The following is a 3071-nucleotide window of genomic DNA, read 5'->3' as shown; positions in this document are numbered from 1 at the left end:
CTCGGCAACCAGCCGACGCACCAACTCCAGGACAAACGGCGCACGATCACCCTCCGCCATCCCCCGCAACCGCACAGCAAACGACGAACCAGCCGTCTGAGAGGACTCATCCGTGTCCTCTTCGGTACGGGCGACCGCCATCGCCTCCGGCAGCTCGGCGAGGAGCCTGCTGGGACGTGCAGAGGTGAATCCGGGGGCGAAGCGCTCCCAGTCCATGTCCGCGACGGCGACGACGGTGTCCTTGGCACCCACCGCGCGGTGCAGCGCCATCAGCGCCGTGGCCGCGTTCATCGGGGAGACACCGCCACGGCGCATCCGGGCGGCCATCGCCTCGTCGGCCGCCATGCCGCCCTCGGCCCACGGACCCCAAGCAATCGACGTCGCCGCCAAACCATCCGCACGACGCTGCTCGGCAAGGGCGTCCAGGAAAGCGTTCGCGGCAGCGTAATTGCCCTGCCCGGCGGCTCCCCATACACCGGCGGCAGAAGAGAAGAGGACGAAGGCACCGAGGGTGATGCCCAGCTCGATCGTCAGCTCGTGCAGGTTGAGCGCCGACGTGGCCTTCGCCCGCAGAACACCGTCAATGCGCTCCGGCGTCAGGGCATCCAGCACACCGTCGTCCAGGATGCCCGCCGTGTGAACGACTGCGGTCAGCGACTCGGCGTGCTCGGCGAGCAGAGCGCGCAGCGCCTCACGGTCGGAGGCGTCACACGCCACGACCGAGACCTCGACGCCCAGCTCCGCGACCAGCTCAGCAGCACCCGGCGCGTCCATCCCACGGCGACTGGTCAGCACCAGCCGGTCAGCACCAGCCTCCGCCAACCACCGCGCGACCCGACCGCCCAGCGCACCCGTGCCACCCGTCACCAGCACCGTGCCCGACGGGATCCACGACCCCGCGCCCTCCGGCAGCACAGCCCGAACCAGCCGTCGCCCGAACACTCCGGAGGAGCGCACGGCCACCTGGTCCTCACCCGAACCGGCAAGCACCCCGACCACACGCGACAGCGCCCGCTCGTCCAGGCCCTCGGGCAGGTCGACCAGACCGCCCCAGCGCTCCGGCACCTCCAGGGCGGCAACCCGGCCCAGACCCCACATCTCTGCCTGCACCGGAGACGTCAACCTGTCCGACCGGCCGACCGAGACCGCACCCCGCGTCAGGGACCACAACCGGGCGTCCACCTGGGCATCGCCCAGAGCCTGAATCAGAGAGACCGACTCCACAAGCCCGAGCAGCGACACGACACCCGCGTACTCACCGGCGACCAGACCCGCCAGCGACGCACGATCCGTGCCCGGCTCGACCTCGACCCGGCGCACCTCCGCACCTCGATCCGCCAGTGCGTCCGCCAGCAGCGAGTCGTCCTCGGTCGGCACGACCACCAGCCACGTCCCGGAAAGACGCGCGCCGGAAGCCTCGGCCAGCGGCTTCCACACCACCCGGTACCGCCAGCCGTCCACCTCCGACCGCTCCCGACCCTGACGACGCCACGCCGACAGACCAGGCAGGACGCTCGCCCAAGCAGTGTCGTCATCGGTCCCGAGGGCGGTGACCAGTGACGTGAGGTCTTCGCGCTCGACGGCGTCCCAGAACCGGGCATCCACGGTGTCCACGACTCCACCGACCAGAGCGTTCCCCGGCAGCGCCGCCTCCGGCCAGTACCGCTTCCGCTGGAAGGCATACGTCGGCAGGTCCACCGGCCGTGCAACGGTCCCGGCGAAGAACTTCCGCCAATCGACTTCGACACCTCGCACGTGCACCTGCGCCAGAGCCGTGCCGGTGGTCTCGACTTCCGGTCGGCCCTTGCGCAGCACCGGAACGAAAACCGCGCCCGTCACGCACTCCTGCGCCATCGCCGACAGCACACCGTCCGGACCCAGCTCCACAAACGTGCTGACCCCAGCAGCCTCCAGCGCACGGACACCGTCCAGGAAGCGAACCGCCTCACGGACGTGCCGCACCCAGAACTCGGGCGAGGACATCTCGTCAGTGACTACGGCGCCGGTCAGGTTCGATACAACCGGGATGCGCGGAGCCTCGAACGACAGCCCAGCCACCACCTCGCGGAAGGCGTCGAGCATGCCGTCCATGTGTGGGGAGTGGAACGCGTGGCTGACCGTCAGACGCTTCGACTTCCGGTCACCGAACGACTCCACGATCGCGACCGCGGCATCCTCGTCACCCGCGATCACCACCGCCTGCGGACCGTTGACGGCGGCGATGCTCACCCGGTCGGTGAGCAGCGGCAGGACCTCGTCCTCCGACGCCTGCACCGCGATCATCACGCCACCCGTCGGCAGCGCCTGCATCAACCGCCCACGCGCCGCCACCAGAGCGCACGCGTCCTCCAACGAGAAAACTCCGGCAACGTGTGCCGCGGCGATCTCACCGATGGAGTGGCCGGACACGAAGTCGGGCTTCACGCCCCACGACTCGACCAGGCGGAACAGTGCCACCTCGACGGCGAACAGCGCCGGCTGGGTGAACCCCGTCCGGTCCAGAACCGCGACGTCCTCCCCGAAGAGCACGTCCCTCAGTGGCACATCAAGGTGCGTATCCATGTGCGCACAGACCACGTCCAAGGCGTCCGCGAAGGCCGAGTACGCGCCGTACAGCTCACGCCCCATTCCCAACCGCTGGCTGCCCTGACCCGTGAACAGGAAGGCGAGCTTGCCCGCCACCGGAGATCCGGCCACCACACCAGGCGCCGGGGCACCTTCGGCCAGCGCCTCAAGCGCGGCCAGTACGTCTTCGCGGCCCTGTGCCGTCACGACCACACGCCGTTCGAGAGCCGAACGGCCCGTCGTCAGCATCCGCCCCACATCGGACAGCCGCACCTCCCGAGCCACAACGAGCCGGTCCCGGAGATTCGCCGCCTGCTCACGCAGGGCGATGTCGGACTTCGCGGACAGTGCCAGCGGCAGGAACGGCAGTTCTTCGACGGGCAGTTCTGAGTCATCGAGCTCGGCGGCTTCCGGTGCCTGTTCGATGACGGTGTGGGCGTTGGTGCCGCTGAACCCGAACGACGAGATACCGGCCCGACGCGGACGGCCTGTCTCCGGCCACGCCT

At 69.7% G+C, this 3071-nt stretch carries 1 protein-coding gene; it reads right to left on the bottom strand.

Going from position 1 to position 3071, the window contains the following annotated elements:
- A partial coding sequence (locus ACIP9H_RS42235; RefSeq protein ID WP_401964258.1) for an SDR family NAD(P)-dependent oxidoreductase occupies positions 1 to 3071 on the bottom strand: 3071 nt, incomplete at both ends.

It is taken from the genome of Streptomyces sp. NPDC088732 (assembly GCF_044751205.1).
GTDB lineage: Bacteria > Actinomycetota > Actinomycetes > Streptomycetales > Streptomycetaceae > Actinacidiphila.
Note: the sequence above shows the minus strand (reverse complement) of the source record. Positions and strands in the feature narration are given on the sequence as shown.